16 protein-coding genes are annotated in these 15,285 nt (G+C 43.4%); 7 read left to right on the plus strand and 9 right to left on the minus strand.

Annotated features, from left to right (window positions below; translation table 11 throughout):
• Window positions 1-22: 22 nt before the first annotated feature.
• The 5 genes from DK188_RS04260 to DK188_RS04280 form a co-directional block, all read right to left on the minus strand.
• The gene (locus tag DK188_RS04260) at window positions 23-1,117 is read right to left on the minus strand and encodes a lipase family protein (protein ID WP_111669563.1); all 1,095 of its coding nucleotides are present in this window, start codon (window positions 1,115-1,117) and stop codon (window positions 23-25) included.
• Between the two features lie 49 nt (window positions 1,118-1,166).
• A complete protein-coding gene (locus DK188_RS04265) occupies window positions 1,167-2,264 on the minus strand; it encodes a formylglycine-generating enzyme family protein (RefSeq protein ID WP_111669564.1) in 1,098 nt (365 codons plus the stop codon).
• Window positions 2,265-2,301: 37 nt separating this feature from the next.
• Window positions 2,302-3,327 (minus strand): hypothetical protein, encoded by a 1,026-nt coding sequence (locus DK188_RS04270; protein WP_111669565.1) that lies wholly within the window; start codon window positions 3,325-3,327, stop codon window positions 2,302-2,304.
• Between the two features lie 175 nt (window positions 3,328-3,502).
• Entirely contained in the window at window positions 3,503-4,045 is a 543-nt protein-coding gene (locus DK188_RS04275; RefSeq protein ID WP_111669566.1) for a ferritin, read from the minus strand.
• A gap of 99 nt (window positions 4,046-4,144) precedes the next feature.
• Window positions 4,145-5,491, minus strand: coding sequence for a M20/M25/M40 family metallo-hydrolase (locus DK188_RS04280; protein WP_111669567.1), 1,347 nt, complete (start codon window positions 5,489-5,491; stop codon window positions 4,145-4,147).
• 66 nt (window positions 5,492-5,557) lie between these two features.
• On the opposite strand from DK188_RS04280, the gene DK188_RS04285 reads away from it, so the two are divergent.
• The 4 genes from DK188_RS04285 to DK188_RS04300 all read left to right on the plus strand — a co-directional run bounded on the left by DK188_RS04285 (window position 5,558) and on the right by DK188_RS04300 (window position 9,162).
• Window positions 5,558-6,073: a DinB family protein gene (locus DK188_RS04285; RefSeq protein WP_111669568.1), complete on the plus strand. Its 516-nt coding sequence runs from the start codon at window positions 5,558-5,560 to the stop codon at window positions 6,071-6,073.
• A gap of 3 nt (window positions 6,074-6,076) precedes the next feature.
• Window positions 6,077-6,877 carry a PhzF family phenazine biosynthesis protein gene (locus DK188_RS04290; protein ID WP_111669569.1) on the plus strand — a complete coding sequence of 267 codons (801 nt, stop codon included), beginning with the start codon at window positions 6,077-6,079 and terminating at the stop codon, window positions 6,875-6,877.
• Window positions 6,877-7,596: a potassium channel family protein gene (locus tag DK188_RS04295; RefSeq protein WP_111669570.1), complete on the plus strand. Its 720-nt coding sequence runs from the start codon at window positions 6,877-6,879 to the stop codon at window positions 7,594-7,596. Before DK188_RS04290 ends, DK188_RS04295 begins: the two co-directional genes overlap by 1 nt.
• 84 nt (window positions 7,597-7,680) lie before the next feature.
• Complete coding sequence (locus DK188_RS04300) at window positions 7,681-9,162, plus strand: S10 family peptidase (RefSeq protein WP_111669571.1); 1,482 nt, start codon at window positions 7,681-7,683, stop codon at window positions 9,160-9,162.
• A 47-nt stretch (window positions 9,163-9,209) separates the two neighbouring features.
• Here the strand turns inward: DK188_RS04300 and DK188_RS04305 are convergent, their stop codons facing one another.
• Window positions 9,210-10,088 carry a glutamate--tRNA ligase family protein gene (locus tag DK188_RS04305; RefSeq protein WP_111669572.1) on the minus strand — a complete coding sequence of 293 codons (879 nt, stop codon included), beginning with the start codon at window positions 10,086-10,088 and terminating at the stop codon, window positions 9,210-9,212.
• Window positions 10,089-10,123: 35 nt separating this feature from the next.
• Here DK188_RS04305 and DK188_RS04310 point away from each other — a divergent pair, with 35 nt between their 5' ends.
• The gene (locus DK188_RS04310; protein ID WP_111669573.1) at window positions 10,124-10,792 is read left to right on the plus strand and encodes a DUF6503 family protein; all 669 of its coding nucleotides are present in this window, start codon (window positions 10,124-10,126) and stop codon (window positions 10,790-10,792) included.
• A gap of 70 nt (window positions 10,793-10,862) precedes the next feature.
• Window positions 10,863-11,594, plus strand: a complete 732-nt coding sequence (locus DK188_RS04315) for a peptidase associated/transthyretin-like domain-containing protein (protein ID WP_111669574.1) — start codon at window positions 10,863-10,865, stop codon at window positions 11,592-11,594.
• On the opposite strand, the gene DK188_RS04320 is transcribed toward DK188_RS04315, so the two are convergent.
• Entirely contained in the window at window positions 11,591-12,097 is a 507-nt protein-coding gene (locus tag DK188_RS04320) for a DUF4442 domain-containing protein (RefSeq protein ID WP_111669821.1), read from the minus strand. The two genes, DK188_RS04315 and DK188_RS04320, sit on opposite strands and share 4 nt — an antisense overlap.
• 92 nt (window positions 12,098-12,189) lie before the next feature.
• Here DK188_RS04320 and DK188_RS04325 point away from each other — a divergent pair, with 92 nt between their 5' ends.
• Window positions 12,190-12,978 carry a M48 family metallopeptidase gene (locus DK188_RS04325; protein ID WP_111669575.1) on the plus strand — a complete coding sequence of 263 codons (789 nt, stop codon included), beginning with the start codon at window positions 12,190-12,192 and terminating at the stop codon, window positions 12,976-12,978.
• Window positions 12,979-13,113: 135 nt separating this feature from the next.
• Here DK188_RS04325 and DK188_RS04330 read toward each other — a convergent pair whose 3' ends face one another.
• Both DK188_RS04330 and DK188_RS04335 read right to left on the minus strand, forming a co-directional pair.
• Window positions 13,114-13,920: a 3'-5' exonuclease gene (locus DK188_RS04330; RefSeq protein ID WP_111669576.1), complete on the minus strand. Its 807-nt coding sequence runs from the start codon at window positions 13,918-13,920 to the stop codon at window positions 13,114-13,116.
• 4 nt (window positions 13,921-13,924) lie between these two features.
• On the minus strand, window positions 13,925-15,280 hold the full coding sequence (locus DK188_RS04335) for a UDP-N-acetylmuramate--L-alanine ligase (RefSeq protein ID WP_111669577.1): 1,356 nt from the start codon (window positions 15,278-15,280) through the stop codon (window positions 13,925-13,927).
• Window positions 15,281-15,285 lie beyond the last annotated feature (5 nt).

The following is a 15,285-nucleotide window of genomic DNA, read 5'->3' on the forward strand; positions in this document are numbered from 1 at the left end:
CCATATTTTTCTTGTGAAAATCTTATTCAGGATAGTGTTTGTTTAGGAGATAAAGATAGGGCTGAAGCGCATGGTGCTTGAATACTTTTTCTTTCTCGTCGGGATAAATCCGGTAGTACTCTGCGTCCGGATATAGTATAACGAAGGCGCCTGCTCTGGTGAAATGGTTGCTGTCAAAAAAGTCAGGACTTTGGTAGGCAGGTAATGTTTTAACGACCTCTTTACCTGCATAATAGCCCAAGTATTTTTGGAACTTTTTTTTGGCTTTTTGGGTCGGGTGGTCGAGGTTATTGTAGGCTTTTTTGAAGATCAGATTTTTGGGAAACTTCTGTTTTTTGATGAAACCCTTTGCGTCAGAAAAGGGATTGGTCACATTGAAATCATTAACTGTCTGCACTGAAAATGGAGTTTCTGGAACCCAATCGGCAGCGTTAACAACATTGAAAGCCCAGCCACCCCGGGTGACAAATTCGTAATGGTAGCTAAAATAGAGATTGCCAGGTTTGGGTGCGGCACTTGCATAGGTTTTGATCCGAATCGGCTCACCCCATCTGCCGGAATCATTTAAATGGTATAAATGCGCAGTCATCAGGTAGGAAATTGCGCCTCCCTGACTGTGTCCTGAGACTACGAAATCCCGATACCCGGCTGCATACAGGGAGTCAATTTTGGGGACCATAGTTTCCGCAAGAGCTCCTGTAGACAGCGTCCAGCCTACATGAACTGCCGCTTTGGGATCATCGCTGAATTGATATTCGAACATGTATTCTTCTTTGATTTTCATTTTTCCCTGAGCAGGAATCAATGCTGAATAGAAATTAGCTAGCCATGAGGTGGGATTGTTAGCAGTTCCACGGATGGTCAGCCAAGCTATTTTTTGAGTCTGATCTATCCACAGGTACCACTTGTTTTCAAGGCCGACCAAGGGAGACTCATAGACGCGCTTCAGCCTAGCATTCTGGGGAATTCCTTTAATGAATGCTGTATCCTGTACACTTCCTGCTGTGATTCCCAAAAAATCCCTGTACTCACTTGGAGAAAAGCCCGGAGTAAGCTGGGCATAATTCACCCGCACCACTATAAAAAACAGTAGGAGAATGATAGCACCTCTTTTCATAGTCTTGATTAAATGTGGTCAGGAGTGCACAGCGAATTTGAGAAAAAACTTATTGATTAAGCGATATCGATTTCTCAGTCGGGTCTTTTACTAGCCTAAATCCCACATTCGAAGTTCCGGAGTCATAGGCTGTTCCCTGGCGGGCAGATGGACGATAGTTGACACAATAATTGGCAGCGCAGAGATAAGAGCCGCCTTTCATGACTCGCTCCATTGCGTAGGGATTGTCAGGATTGTAGCAAGGATTCATTCCCGCGTCGAGTTTTGGAGCTTGTCCTGCTAGCCTGGCATACTTCAATGCATCATACCAGTCTGCAGTCAGTTCCCAGACATTTCCGATCATATCATAGAGACCAAAAGAATTTGGGGCGAAAGTGCCCACTGGTGCAGTGCCTAAGTAACCGTCCGTACCTTCATTTTGGTGTGGGAATACCCCTTGAAAAGTATTAGCCAGATATTGTCCGTTTGGCGTGAGCTCATCTCCCCAAGCGAATCGTTTTCCATTCATGCCACCACGTGCAGCAAACTCCCACTCAAACTCAGTCGGAAGTCTTTTTCCAACCCATTTGGCATAGGATTCCGCATCTTCGAAAGCGATATGTACCACCGGATGGTTTTCTTTTCCTTCAATGGAGCTTCCCGGTCCCTCTGGATGCTTCCAGTTGGCTCCATCAACCCATTTCCACCAAAGGGAAATGTCGTCGGTCGGTACAGGATAGGGTAAAGGGGAAAAGACCATCGATCCGGGGACTAAGATTGAATCATCTGGTTTTGGCGTATCTGGAGGTAGTTGTTTTTTGAGTTCCTCCCAATCAGGTTTTCGTTCGGCCACAGTGACGTAACCTGTCGACTCGACGAAAGCTGCAAACTCTCCGTTGGTCACTTCATGGGTATCGATCCAATATCCTTTAACTTCTACCTCTACAGCGGGTTTTTCGGCTTGATAGGCATCTGCTTCATTGGTGCCCATAGTGAATTTCCCTCCTGGTATCCAGATCATTCCTGGTTCTTTAATGGGTGGTTCAGGATTCGAAAATGTAATCTGCGCGGAATCTTCCTGATTTTCTTTTTTGGATTCTTTAGATGAATCGCATGAAGAGATAAAAAATGAAACGATAAGGAGAAACTGAATCAGTGGGTTTTTCATTTTGCCAAGATAATTCAAATAGTACTTTTCCTAAAACTTAACTGCCGATATTGATATTGAGGTCAATTTTAGAAAGCTTCAACTCTACTTTTTTCCTCAATTTATTAAAGAACTGTTTTCGCTCTTTTTCTCCGGTTTCACTGATCAAAGTAGACCTTTTCATGAGGTTTTCCAGATTTCTGAACATCGACTCATTAAATTTTTGATCGGTAGATCCGATGAAATACATGACGCTGTGGTTGAGATAGGTGATTTTGGTGTCACCCAATTCTGCCATGAAGGTATTGTCACCCAACACGATTTCATTCAGGTACATCTTGTATTCTACACTGTCGGGAGAGGGAGGTTGGCCCAAAATTGACTTTTTGCCTGTTTCGGCCATTTTCTCGAGATGATCGATGACTTCGAAGACACAGTGGTACAGGGCGACCGTATCTTCAGTGTTTTTGATCAGTCCCATCTCGTGATAGACTTCAATTTGCCGAAGAGTCGTAGTCAAGCTTTCCTCATTCCAGATTTCGGAGGTAGGTACCCTGTTGTAGACCTTAAGAGTTTTCTGGGTGATTTCCCTGTATTTTTCAAAGTGGTTGTCGGCGATTGAAAATTTGACTGACTGGAGATTTTCGAATAAAAGAATGGATTTCATCCAAAAGAAAAACTTAAATCCAGCCAATGCAGGATGGTAATAGTGATGAAATGGGGGCATATCCTTGACCAAAAAATACACATGCTTGTGACTGAAACTATTGACGAGATTCAACTGTGCCAGGACATCTTCCATCCACTCCATAAAACTGTCCTCGTGATAGGAGTTGGTTTTGCCCTGAAAAAGAATCGAGTTTGAATTCAGACTGAAAAACTTGTCCAAGGAGACATTAAATCGCTGACACAAGATTCGTAACTCCTCAAAATCAAGGAGTTTTTCTCCGCGAATCCTCCTGTAGGCACTATCCAAACTGACATTTAGCGTTTCCGCTACTTCATCCACCAGAGAAGAATAGGACGGTATGGTGGATTTTAGACTGTTGAAAAACAGTGCTTGAATCGACGAGGATAAGGTCATTTTGCCGAGAAGAGTTTGGTCAATTGATAAGGGTATATCCAAAGTAATGAATGACGGAGATTTAATCAATGAACAATGGTTTTTTCAGTGAAACAGAGCAGATATGAAAGGTTTTATGAACAACCAAGGCAAAAAAAAAGCGGCATTGGCCGCTTTTCGTGTTTGAATTAATTTTCTATGCTCCACCTTCTGCTGCTGCATGAAGCTTACCCAGCTCTTGATCAATTGTCCAGAGTCCAATTCCCTCCTCACCAATGATTTCAAAGAGTTCAAGTGCACGTCTTGACATGGTTTCTTCTTCTCGTTGCTCGGTTACATACCATTGCATAAAACTGAATGTAGCGAAATCCTTTACTGAAAAGGCATGGTCTACAATGTTGTTGATGGATTTGGTAACCTTGATTTCATGTTCAAGAATCAATTCAAATACCTCCCGTAAGGAATTGAAATTGTGACGGATACCCGTGATTTCAGGTTGAATGGCATGTCCTCCGGCCTCATTGATGTACTGGAAGATTTTCATCATGTGCATTCGCTCCTCATCCGCATGGGTATAGAGGTATTGGGCAGCATTAGCGTAGCCCATCATGTGACACCAAGAAGCCATGGATAGGTAGTATGCTGAGGATTTTCCCTCCATTTCTACTTGCTTATTGAGTAGGGCCTCGGTGTCGTGTAGCAGAGATCGCTGCAGCGTGACTATTTCTTTCTGTTTCATATGTTGAGTTGTTACCTGTATAAACTTAACTAATTCAGTTTTTATAAGTTCCTTGAAAAAGAGGAGATCTGAAAATTTAGAATTGGTTTAATTTAGCTATCATCTTGAAAGCGGAGATGGAAATACCGCCAGGCTTTCCTCTCCGGTGTCAGTGACGGACTGTACGGCAAAGAAATAGTTGTCTTTAGAATATGGCAAAGTCAACGTTGTCTCGGTGGTGAAAAACTTCTTTTCCCAGACTGGCGATGAGGTCTCCCGCATTAACACGTAATATCCCTTGGGTTTGCCGATTTTGGGAGCTTTCCAGAGTAAAATGGATTTGTTGCTCAGTCCTCTGACATCGATTTGGACTTCCTCAGGCATTCCTGCAGAATTTGCCAAAGAAGCCGCAGCCGCCAAGTTTACGGCGGAGACTTTTCGCAGGTATTCAAAGTCCATAAATTCAGGAAGATCGCCGTATTGGATGCCGTTTTCCACCCGGACATTTTCATGCTGATGGTAGAAGTTTTCGTTCATTTCTGACATCCGGATGGCTGTGAAGCCATTTCTCAAAAACGGTGTCTGATCACCGCCTCGTAGGAAACGATCGCTTCGATAAATCAATTTGACCTCCATCTGATCCACATAGCGCTCGCCGACTTCCTTGATGTAGCGTGCAAGTTGACGTGACTTGCTGTCGTTGTCGGCATTGGTATACCGACGAACTGCGGCCTGTCGCTCATCTTCAGAAAGCGGAATGGTCTCAGAAAAGACACGAACTTTAGTGTTGTCGCTGATATGCGTGTCGGACGAGTTGCTGTTGCCGATGATATCATTGTTGAGGACACCTGCGATATTCCATCCTGCTGCTTTCGCCTTGTCTGCAAGATAGGTCGCTCCTTTTAGTCCCTGCTCTTCACCTGTGAAAGCGACAAAAAGGACTGTGGCTGAAAACTCCATTTTTGCCATTACTCGAGCTAATTCAATCACTGCTGCGACACCACTTCCGTCATCGTTTGCACCGGGAGCTCCGCCTTCAGCATCCATCACGTCCTTATTCCTAGAATCCAGATGTCCAGAAATGATAAAAATCCGGTCATCTTCAGGATTGGTGCCTTTGAGGGTGGCGATCACATTGGCTCCTGGAGAGTCTTGCGTAATCCGCCTTCCATCTGATGGAATAGTAAACTGCTCGATTTCAGCAGTCATGCGGCCCTCTGAATTTTTTGCAAAAGCATTGAATTTGGAAAGAACATACCGCTGGGCTGCTGGCATCCCATTTTTTTCATCCTGACTCAAAGTATGACGGGTATGAAAACTCGTCAGGTCATAAATGTATTTTTTCAGTGAATCAGCCGATACCTCCTGTACTAGTTTTTCAATTTGAGGATTTCGGATGATTGCACTTTGGGCTGATGCATGGGATAAGAGTAGGCCAAAGAAAAGGGTAAATAAAATTTTATACATCGTAAGTTTGGTTATAAGCTTAGCCCTAAATTTATCCCTTAGGAATTTATCTCAATCAAATTTTACATGAACAAATTTGCTTTACCCCAAAAAGGGGACTATCCCGTCTTCTATGAAACCTACATTTCAAAAATTCCCGATGAAAACTTTGCTGATCAAATCAGAAATCAAATTACTGAGGTGAAAAGTCTATTTTCAGCAAAAGCTCCGGGATGGGATACGACCGCGTATGAGGCGGGTAAATGGACGCCAAGGGAAGTTTTGGGTCATATCATTGATACGGAGCGAATTATGACTTTTCGTGCTTTGTGTTTTGCTCGCGGAGAGGAAAAGGCACTTCCGGGATTTGATCAGGATCCGTATGTCGTTGCCGGGAAATTTAACGAGATCTCTACTGATTTGCTTCTTCAGGATTTTGAAGCGCAGCGTAACGCCCTATTGACTTTTATCCAAACGTTGAACGAAGCGGTACTGGATTTTTCTGGAAATGCCAATGGACGACCGATTACCCCTAGAGCTTTGCTTTGGATTATTTCAGGTCATTTTATCCATCACTTCAACATACTCAACGAAAGATATTAAGCGATGAAAATCCCAATAGCAGTCATTGATGCATTTACAGATAGGACTTTTGGGGGGAATCCCGCAGGAGTTTGCTTGCTTGATCATCCCATTTCAGCAGAGCAGATGCAATCCATCGCCATGGAAATGAATCTAAGCGAAACGGCCTTTATCCTGAAAACTGAGCAGCACGGGTTCTATTCACTTCGCTGGTTTACACCTACCTTGGAGATAGATCTCTGTGGCCATGCGACTTTGGCATCATCTTTTTGGATGCTTCAGTCAGGATGGGCACAAGCTGGAGAGACAATGCATTTTGCAACCAAAAGCGGTGAATTGCGAGTGAAAAGTGAGGGGGATTGGCTCATTATGGATTTCCCACTGATTCCCACCTATACTGATGTCCATCCTACGTTTAGCAAAGAAATCTTCGGACACTCCATCGTTCAGGCAGCTCAATTGAGAAAGAATTGGATTTTTGAGTTGGAAGATGAAAATGCAGTACGGCAACTTATTCCCGATTTTGGTGAAATAGCCAAAAACAGTGAAGAGGGTTTTATCATCACCGCGTCTGGACATGGAGCCTACGATATCGTGAGTCGATTTTTTGGTCCAAATGTCGGTGTTCCGGAGGATCCTGTGACAGGATTTGCGCACTGCGCATTGATGGATTATTGGAATCAAAAGACCGGAAAAACCCAACTGAAAGCCTTTCAGGCCAGTAAGCGTGGAGGAGAGCTATTTCTGGAAAAACATGACGATCGGGTGATGATCAAAGGTCAGGCGATAGCAGTACTGACTGGGTCTATTTATTTGAATTCCTGATGGAAAACCGAATTTTGAGGAGAATCGGGTTCAGCAAAGCCATAAAAAACTTTAACGAGTATTGGCTGAATGATTTCAGTTTTGTGGTGCTATTGGTGGCCTTGGTATTTACCGTATTTATCCTTCCGATTTTGATAGAGTACGGTCATATCAATATGTTTTATGTGAATTCAGTGTTTCTTTTTCTGTTTTTCACGGGCATATGGTCTTCTGATAAAAAAGTGATCATCATCCTCACATTGTTCTTATTTCTTTGTCAGCTGGCACTTAGAGTCCTTCGATTTAGTGAATTGCCCGTGGAGTTTTACCTCTTGGAGCGGATTTTTGGACTTGCCAATATGTCTGTTTTCATCTTTGTCAATCTTCGTCTATTGTTTAGAAATCAAGAAGTTAATCTCTACCGGGTCATCGGAGCGATCAATGTCTATTTGCTGATGGCAATACTCGGAGCCTTTGGTTTTGAAGTTATCCATTTGTTGTTGGGAAGTTCCATCATTGGGATCTCAGAGATTGTGGAGGCCAAAGAACTCTCCGGGCTGGATGAGGACTTTTCTACCTACATTTATTTCAGTCTGGTGAGTTTGACCACAGTGGGATTTGGTGATTATACGCCTATCAATATCATGTCCAAAATGCTGGCTGTCTTTCTTTCCACCACAGGGATTTTATATCCAGCTGTAGTTATTGCCAAGTTGGTCGGATACAGTACATCAAAGTAAATCCAACTCTATTTCCATTCCTGTAATTGTTGGCTCGGCCAACTCTCAAAATTTGTTATTTCCTTTTAAAACCATCTTCTACCTATGAGAAAATTATACTTTACCCTTGTGTTTTTCCTCTGCTTATCCGTGACTTTTGGTCAATCAGTCAGAAAAATAGAGGTCGAATCCAAAGTGGAAACAACCGCCGAGGTGACCATCAAAGGCAAACGTGTTCCCTACAAGGCAACCGCAGGAACCCAGCCGGTTTGGGATGAAAAGGGCGAACCAATTGCGTCACTTTTCTATACGTTTTATGAACGAACCGACATCTCGGACAAAACTTCCAGACCTTTGGTGATCAGTTTCAACGGGGGACCAGGCTCGGCTTCCATTTGGATGCACTTGGCCTATACCGGCCCAGTGATTTTGAATATTGACGACGAAGGCTACCCGGTGCAGCCTTATGGCACCAAAGCCAATCCGCATTCTATTCTCGATGTCGCAGATATCGTTTACGTCGATCCAGTGAACACGGGCTATTCCCGTATTGTAAAAGAAGACACGCCAAGATCTACCTTTTTTGGAATCAACTCCGACATCAAATACCTGGCTGATTGGGTGAACACCTTTGTGACTCGTGCCAATCGCTGGGCTTCGCCAAAATACCTGATCGGAGAAAGCTATGGCACCACCCGAGTAGCAGGCCTGGTTTCCCAGCTTCAAAATTCCCACTGGATGTATTTCAATGGAGTGATTTTAGTGTCTCCTACTGACATGGGAATCGAGCGGGGAGGTCCAGTGAAAATGGCTAACTACTGGCCCTACTATGCGGCCACAGCATGGTATCACAAAGCCCTTCCAGCTGATCTTCAAAGCAAGGATTTGGATGAATTGCTAGCGATAGTGGAGCCATTTGCGCTGAATGAAGTGCTGCCTGCGATGTCAAAAGGAGGATTGCTCAGCGAATCAGAGCGAGACGCCATAGCGACTAAGATGGCCTACTATTCAGGATTGAGCAAACAGTCCATATTGGATCATAACCTGATGGTACCGACGAGTTTTTTCTGGAAAGAATTACTTCGTGAACGAGACGGAATGACCATTGGACGGTTGGACAGTAGATACAAAGGTTTTGATCGGATGGAAGGCGGAGAGCGATACGATTTTGATCCAGCATTGACTAGCTGGAACCATGCTTTCGCTCCGGCATTCAACATCTACGCAAAAAATGTCCTCAAATACAATACGGACCTGACGTACAACCTTTTCGGGCCGGTCAATCCTTGGGATAGAAGTAATGAAACCACCGGCTATGACTTGGGTACAGCCATGCGTCAAAATCCCTATCTGCATCTGATGGTTCAGTCAGGATACTTCGATGGAGGTACTGATTATTTCAATGCGAAATACAGCACTTGGCACATTGATCCAAATGGCAAAATGAAAGATAGAATTGAATTCAAAGGATATAGGTCTGGCCACATGATGTATCTGCGTGCTGAGGATTTGGCCACATCAAATGAGGATATTCGACAGTTTATCCAGAAATCTTCAGTAAAGCCAGGACAGCCAGCAAAATATTGAAAATCATAGTTTAAAAAGTAGACCTAGGCCCGGGCTTTTGCTCGGGCCTAAATTTTTTGGGCCATTTTGAAGTCTTCGATGGATGTAATCGGCTTTTCCTGACCCAGCCATTTTCCTATCATTTCAAATATATCAGGCAGCTTTTTCCCGTCTTTTCTTAAAGCTTGAATGGAAGTTGCACCCGCTGATTTGGACAGTTTTTCCTGTTTTGGGCTTTTGATCAATTGATGATGATGAAATGTGATTTGCTTGAATTTATCTTTTTTCAGATTTCGAGCCAGATCAAGCTGCGCTAAGGTAGAAGGAAATAAATCATTGCCTCTGACGATCAGGTCCACTCCAAAATGAAGATCATCCATGAGTGAAGTTAACTGATAGGCTGGCATGCCATCTTTTTTTCGGACTACATAAAACATCGAATCCTGCTGGATCAAACCTGATTTCATCACATCTGGATAGTCGAAAAAAGGAAGGAAATCAGACTCTGAGGTATCCATCCTCCAGGCTACCTCAGCCTTAGTAAGGTCTAGTTTTCTTTCCAAACATTGGCCTAAATAATACCCAGATGGATCAAGTTGCTGGATTTTTTTCCTAGAACAGTCACAGGCAAATAGTTTTCCTTCTTCAATAAGCTGGTTCAGTCCATCTTGGTACATCTCCATTCTATGGAGCTGAGACCATTCATTTTCAAACTCCTGCAGATTTTTTGGCCCGAGGTCAATTTTAATTTCTAAAAAGTCCAGCGTTGCAAAAATGTCTTCCACATATTCCTCCCGGAATCTTTCCCGATCTAGATCATCTATTCGAAGCAATACTTTAGCTCCGTGTTTTTCAGCAAGGGCTTTGGTTTTCAAAAAAGAAAAAGCATTTCCCAGATGTAAAAAACCACTCGGAGTAGGGGCAATTCGGGTGAGGTTGAAGTTCATCTGGCAAAATTAATTAGATTAGGTATAAAAAAGTCATGCAAAGAATTCTTCTGATCCTAGTAGTCCTTGGATTATACGCCTGCACTTCTGAACCAAATGCTCCCGTGACAGGACGTGATTTCATTTTGAAATCCATCCAGTACCATGATCCTGAAGGGATTTGGCCGGAGTTGAAGGCAACATTTGTTATACAGGACAGTCTTCCAGCGGGTCGCGATTCCCGATTTTATGAGTTTTCACTTGACAATAGCCAAAGTAAATTAGTCTATAAAATCGAGGGACTTCACTACATCGTTTGGAATGACTCAGTTCAGGTTTTTAATGGAGAAGTTGAAAAAGAGCGTGCACTTCGGATGCGAAATTACTATTCCTATCTCTGGGGTTTGCCGATGAAATTGCTAGATCCGGGAACTGAAATTGAAGACTCGGTCAAAACGGAACTAATGGACGGGATGAGCTACCATGTCGTCCGAGTGCCCTACGAAAAAGATGTCTGGTACTTCTATATTGAGCCAGACACATACCGTATGGCCGCATATAAGTTTTACCAAGATGAACCCAAGCAAAAAGGCGAAATCATCTACTTGCAAGGAGAAGTTGAATTTCAAGGCTTGAAAATCCCTGCCAACCGATCCTGGTACAGGACTGAGACGCCGGAGTTTTTGGGTACTGACCAGCTACTTGAAATCAAATCTCAGGAGTAAGTCTTCGCTTTAGGTTCTTTAACGCCCGGATTTTCCGCAATAGAAAATCAGGAGGTAATTTGCAGGACTAATGAAAGATGCTGTTTTCCTGTTTCTGATTTTCCTCTTGGCACTTCCTGGATTTGCCCAGTCCACCTATTCAGGCAATGTGCTCGATTCTTTTGACAAAAAATATTTGGAAGGCGTATCGATTTCTGTTAACGGGAAAGTGTCAACCCTGACCAATTCAAGGGGATATTTTTCTATAAAAGGAATGGCCGGAGATACCTTATATCTGTCATTTCCTGGTTTTTTTGATCAACGGGTTATTCTTGATTCCGATCGGTTTTTATTGCTACAGATTCAGGATCGTGCCCGCTTGCTTCCTACCTTTCAAGTAGATGCGGAACCGTATCGATTTAGGTTCAAAGATGGAAAGCTCTATCTCTCCGAGGATGAACCTGAGCAGGAGAAAAGCATTTATCAAAAAGTAAGTGCTGGCTTGGGAACTCCAGATGGGGGAGGCGGAGTGACTATTTATGGGCCTATTAGTTATTTCTCCAAAAGAAATACGCAACTCAGGAGGTATGCCGAGCAATTGGAACATATCAGGCGTAGATCTGGATACCTAGAGGTGATTGACTCTGATTCAATCCGTGCTGAATTGATGGCAGAATATGGATTGAGTAGGCAGGATTGGGATGAAATCATTATCCGATTTAATGAATTTCATATTCAGCATGAGTTTTTGGATTGGCCTAAAGCTCGGGTTTCTGCAAGCTTGAGTGAATTTATCCGCTTAGAAGCCACTTTTCGGGATTAATTTTTTCGCTTGAATGACCAGGTGACATAAAACTTAGCGACAGTTTCATCGCTGCTATTTTTACCCTCAGAGATCATCGTCAATTGAGCTGTTTCTCCGATTTGCATTCCTCCGATTAAGTCAAATAATTCTGAACCCTGATGGCAGGAGAAGGTGGTTTTTGTATTGGCTTTTTTGGAATATTCCGCCCTAAAATCCACCACCAGCATGCTGAATTGACCATTGCCAGCCAAAGCAAGCTGGCAAAGCGCTCCGGTACTGAGTTCAGCTGCTCCTGCCAAAGCGGCAAAATAGATAGACTTAAATGGATTTTGAGATCTCCAGAAATAAGGAATGGTGACCTCGCATTTTTCAGTGTCCAAAGTTTTTATCTTTAGTCTCCAAAAAACGGCGGAAGGGAGCTTAGCAAGCATGGCAAACCAAAAAATGATCGGATGAGTCATTTTCCGCTGATAGTCAAGGGCTGCCTCAGTAAGTTTTCTTAGTTTAAGTTGAGATTCCATAAATCTGATTTTGATCCAAATTACTAAATTAAATTTGGTCACCTTACCTTGGTATTGTTTTTGAAAATAGGTCATAAAGAAAAAAAATAACAATGAGAAAGTTAATCGTGATTTTTAGTATAAGTCTTTTGGGGTATTCATGTGCCACTGTACCCTTGACAGGTAGAAGGTCTTTAGCTGTAGTTTCAAATGAAGAGATTCAGCCTCTGGTCAATGAAGAATATAAAAAGGCGACTACTGCGTCGAAGAACCTGACCAAAACCGCAGATGGTCAACTTGTGGTCAAAGTGGGGCAAAAAATGGCCAAAGCTGTGGAAAGTTACCTAATAGCGGAAGGATACCAGGATCTGGTGGATGGATTTGCTTGGGAATTCAATCTGCTGGAAAGCGAGCAGGTCAATGCCTGGTGTATGCCGGGAGGGAAGGTGGCCTTTTACACGGGAATTTTACCAATCACTCAAGACGAAACGGGAATTGCCGTGGTCATGGGACATGAAATCGCCCATGCAGTCGCCTCTCATGCTCGGGAAAGAATGTCCAATGGTTTGGCTATTAATTTTGGACTTTCTGCTGTTTCTGCAGCTATGGGTCAAAATCCTACTTTGACACAGCAGATTTTGCTCCAGTCTGTAGGTATGGGAAGTGAACTTGGCATGCTGAGTTTCTCAAGAAAACATGAACTGGAAGCTGACGAAATGGGGCTGATCTTCATGGCAATGGCTGGATACGATCCTCGCCAAGCCCCGATTTTCTGGGAAAGAATGTCTGCTGCAGGTGGAGCAGCGCCGCCCGAATTCCTCTCAACTCACCCAGGTCCGGATCGTCGAATCGAAAGGTTGAACTCCAAAATGCCGAAAGCTTTAGAATATTACAATAAGTAATCTATTGCAGTTTGCAGTAAATCGTATGTAGAAAATGGTAAGTGGTAATTAATAGTTGCAGCTTACCACTTACTTCTTACTACTCACCAAATTTCAATTGTTATTTAACTCCTGCCTACTGAGAGGGATCACTGATCACTTCAAACCAAACCCCCTCAGTTTCACTTGAGTCAGCTTTCGTTTGGTGTCCAGTGGAAAATCTCCCTTCATCATCCAATCGTAATATCCTGGCTCTTCCTTGAGTGCTTGTTCGATGGTTTTTCCTTTGTGTTTGCCAAAGTTGAATATCTCTTGGCCCTGGGAATTGAAGACAAATCGACCGGCCAAATCCACCATTTTTTCATTAACCATGTCGTGGATTTTCTTCATGTCATTCTGGAAAATCCCCACTTTGTTTCCCTGCAGATCTTCCATTTCCTCCCCTAAATAGCGCTCCACTTGGGCCTGAAAAACGTCCAAGGTGGCAAGCGTGTCTGCCTCAGCACTATGGGCATTTTCCAGTGTTTGGCCACAGTAAAACTTATATGCTGCGGTGAGATTTCGCTTTTCCATCATGAAAAAAATCTTCTGGGCATCTAGCAGGTTACGGTTGTCAATGTCAAAGTCAATTCCAGCCCTGAGAAACTCCTCAACAAGAAGAGGAATGTCATACTTCAAAACATTAAATCCGCCCAAATCCGACTTTCCGATGAAAGCATGAATTTCCTTTGCAATGTCTTTGAACGAGGGTTCGTTTTTGACATCCTTGTCATAAATTCCATGAATCAGTGATGCTTCCAGAGGAATCGGAATTCCGGGGTTGACTTTTTTAGTATAGATTTCTCTTCCCATGTCGGGGTGGAGTTTTACGATGGATATCTCCACGATCCGATCGGTGCCCACGTTGGTTCCGGTGGCCTCCAGATCAAAAAATGCGATGGAATTTCTGAGATTCAGCTTCATTTGTTTAATTGAATTTTGCCTTCAGCGGCTCGAGGTCAAGATTGTCATAATTGCCCGAACTCATCAAAAGCAGGTTAGTATTGGAGTAATTTAAGCCTAAAAGGTAGTCTTTTAATACCTGACTTTCTGTAAAAAGCATTAAATCCGGCCTTTTAAATCCTTCACGAAGTGTCGCTTCATCCATCAGCTCCAGCTTTTTTAAGGCCACAGCATGCGGATTTAAATAGATGATAGCCACGTCGGTTTCCTCCATAGAATGCGCATAATTGGGAAGAAAATCCTTATTCAAAGAGGAATAGGTATGGAGTTCTTGCACAGAAATCAGTTTTCTTTCGGGATACTGATTCTTGACCGCATTCACTGTGGCCTTCAGTTTGGATGGGGCATGAGCAAAATCCCTGAACAGGATGGAGGAAGGGCCCGATGCTAGAACTTCCTGACGCTTAGCGGCTCCTTTGAAAGTAGGAATCGAACGGTAAAACGCAGAAGTCGAGATGCCCAATGCGCGACAGATTTCCATTGCTCCTTGGAGGTTTTGAAGATTGTGATCTCCAAAGATTCCGATTTCCAATAAGCCAAGATCGGTTTGAAGAAAGGTTTTTCCTTCTTTGATTTCGGCTGGATGGGCTTGATAGGGTTGTTTTTTGCCTAAAGTATGCGCTTTTTCAGCACATTCTTTTACCAGTGGATCCACTTCACAATAGATCAATTCTCCTGACTTTGGAGTCAGCTCCATAAGCTTAAGAAACTGTTCCTTGTAGACCTCAAAATCAGGGAAGACATTAAAATGATCCCAAGCAATCCCACTGACCAAAGCAATATCATGCTTGTAATGGAAAAATTTGGGCGTTCGGTCTATCGGGGAGGTGAGGTACTCATCACCTTCAATCACGATGACGGGAGCATCCGAGAGCTTTACCATCAAGTCAAATCCTTCAATCTGAGCTCCTACCAAGTAATCAAAATCAACTTTTTGATCCTGTAAAACATGGAGGATCATGGAAGTGATTGAAGTTTTGCCATGGGATCCTGCGATCACGACACGCTTCTTGTTTTGACTCTGGTTGTAAATGAATTCCGGAAAAGAATAAACGGGAATGCCCAATTCCTGTGCTCGGATCAACTCGGGATTATCTATGCGTGCATGCATGCCGAGAATGATCCCATCCAGATCGGCTGTAATTTTCTCTGGAAACCAACCATACGCTGCTGGAAGGATTCCGGCAGCTTCCAGTCGGGTTCGTGAAGGTTCGTAGATTTCATCGTCAGAACCAGTGACTTGATCACCCTTTCGGACGAGTGCGAGGGCTAGGTTGTGCATCACAGCCCCACCGATGGCGATGAAGTGGTACTTTTGCATAGGTT

The organism is Algoriphagus litoralis, assembly GCF_003259255.1.
GTDB classification, from domain to species: Bacteria; Bacteroidota; Bacteroidia; order Cytophagales; family Cyclobacteriaceae; genus Algoriphagus; species Algoriphagus litoralis.

Bases quoted from the DNA above. Each gene is read 5' to 3' on its own strand.
- DK188_RS04290 (WP_111669569.1), top strand. From the start codon at position 6,077: ATGAAAATCCCAATAGCAGTCATTGATGCATTTACAGATAGGACTTTT.
- DK188_RS04335 (WP_111669577.1), bottom strand. From the start codon at position 15,280: ATGCAAAAGTACCACTTCATCGCCATCGGTGGGGCTGTGATGCACAAC.
- DK188_RS04325 (WP_111669575.1), top strand. From the start codon at position 12,190: ATGAGAAAGTTAATCGTGATTTTTAGTATAAGTCTTTTGGGGTATTCA.
- DK188_RS04265 (WP_111669564.1), bottom strand. From the start codon at position 2,264: ATGAAAAACCCACTGATTCAGTTTCTCCTTATCGTTTCATTTTTTATC.
- DK188_RS04320 (WP_111669821.1), bottom strand. From the start codon at position 12,097: ATGGAATCTCAACTTAAACTAAGAAAACTTACTGAGGCAGCCCTTGAC.
- DK188_RS04280 (WP_111669567.1), bottom strand. From the start codon at position 5,491: ATGTATAAAATTTTATTTACCCTTTTCTTTGGCCTACTCTTATCCCAT.
- DK188_RS04285 (WP_111669568.1), top strand. From the start codon at position 5,558: ATGAACAAATTTGCTTTACCCCAAAAAGGGGACTATCCCGTCTTCTAT.
- DK188_RS04295 (WP_111669570.1), top strand. From the start codon at position 6,877: ATGGAAAACCGAATTTTGAGGAGAATCGGGTTCAGCAAAGCCATAAAA.
- DK188_RS04305 (WP_111669572.1), bottom strand. From the start codon at position 10,088: ATGAACTTCAACCTCACCCGAATTGCCCCTACTCCGAGTGGTTTTTTA.
- DK188_RS04300 (WP_111669571.1), top strand. From the start codon at position 7,681: ATGAGAAAATTATACTTTACCCTTGTGTTTTTCCTCTGCTTATCCGTG.
- DK188_RS04315 (WP_111669574.1), top strand. From the start codon at position 10,863: ATGAAAGATGCTGTTTTCCTGTTTCTGATTTTCCTCTTGGCACTTCCT.
- DK188_RS04310 (WP_111669573.1), top strand. From the start codon at position 10,124: ATGCAAAGAATTCTTCTGATCCTAGTAGTCCTTGGATTATACGCCTGC.
- DK188_RS04270 (WP_111669565.1), bottom strand. From the start codon at position 3,327: ATGACCTTATCCTCGTCGATTCAAGCACTGTTTTTCAACAGTCTAAAA.
- DK188_RS04275 (WP_111669566.1), bottom strand. From the start codon at position 4,045: ATGAAACAGAAAGAAATAGTCACGCTGCAGCGATCTCTGCTACACGAC.
- DK188_RS04260 (WP_111669563.1), bottom strand. From the start codon at position 1,117: ATGAAAAGAGGTGCTATCATTCTCCTACTGTTTTTTATAGTGGTGCGG.
- DK188_RS04330 (WP_111669576.1), bottom strand. From the start codon at position 13,920: ATGAAGCTGAATCTCAGAAATTCCATCGCATTTTTTGATCTGGAGGCC.